Below are 734 nucleotides of genomic sequence, written 5' to 3'. Positions count from 1 at the left end.
ATTCACGCCTGTCCTCCCGGAAAGTTTGAGTCCCTGTCTGACCTGCTGTCACCTGAACTGGTGCAGGCTTGCTTGGCCGAGACGGGCTCCGTCTCCTTGCGCCGACGGCGCATGCCCATGGAGCGGGTGCTATGGGCCATTATCGGGATGTCCTTGTTTCGTCATGTCCCTATGGCCCAGCTGGCCAACCAGCTCGATATCCTGTTACCCGGCGACCGGCCGTTTGTCGTCCCCAGCGCCTTCATCCAGGCGCGCCAAAAACTGGCTGACCAAGCCGTTCGACAGGTGTTCCAGCAGACCGCCACACTCTGGCATCAGCTGTGTCAGCACCCCACCTGGGCCGGCTTGCAGCTGCTGGCCGTGGACGGGGTGGTCTGGCGCACGCCCGATACTCCGGACAATGCCGGCGCCTTTGCCAAGTCGAAAACCGTCCAGGGGGAGACGCAATATCCCCAGGTCCGCATGTTGTGTCAGATGGAGCTGACCAGTCATCTGCTGACCCAGACAGTGATGGACTCCTGTGCGGTAAACGAGATGGTGTTGGCAGAGCAACTGATTGAAAAAACACCCGATAATAGCCTGACCCTGTTCGATAAGGGCTTCTACTCACTGGGGTTACTCCATGCCTGGCAACGCCAGGGCGTAGCGCGTCACTGGCTTATTCCGCTGAAAAAGGGGGCTCAATACGAGGTCATCCGCAAGCTGGGGCGGCAGGATGTGCTGGTACGCCTCAG

1 protein-coding gene is annotated in these 734 nt (G+C 60.1%); it reads left to right on the top strand.

Annotation, left to right across the window (positions count from 1 at the left end):
• Positions 1 to 734: IS4 family transposase (locus OKB81_RS20665; protein WP_270805459.1), on the top strand; the 734-nt coding region annotated here is incomplete at its 3' end.

The organism is Aeromonas sp. QDB56, from assembly GCF_027705505.1.
In the GTDB taxonomy this organism is placed as follows: Bacteria; Pseudomonadota; Gammaproteobacteria; order Enterobacterales; family Aeromonadaceae; genus Aeromonas; species Aeromonas caviae.
Note: the sequence above shows the minus strand (reverse complement) of the source record. Positions and strands in the feature narration are given on the sequence as shown.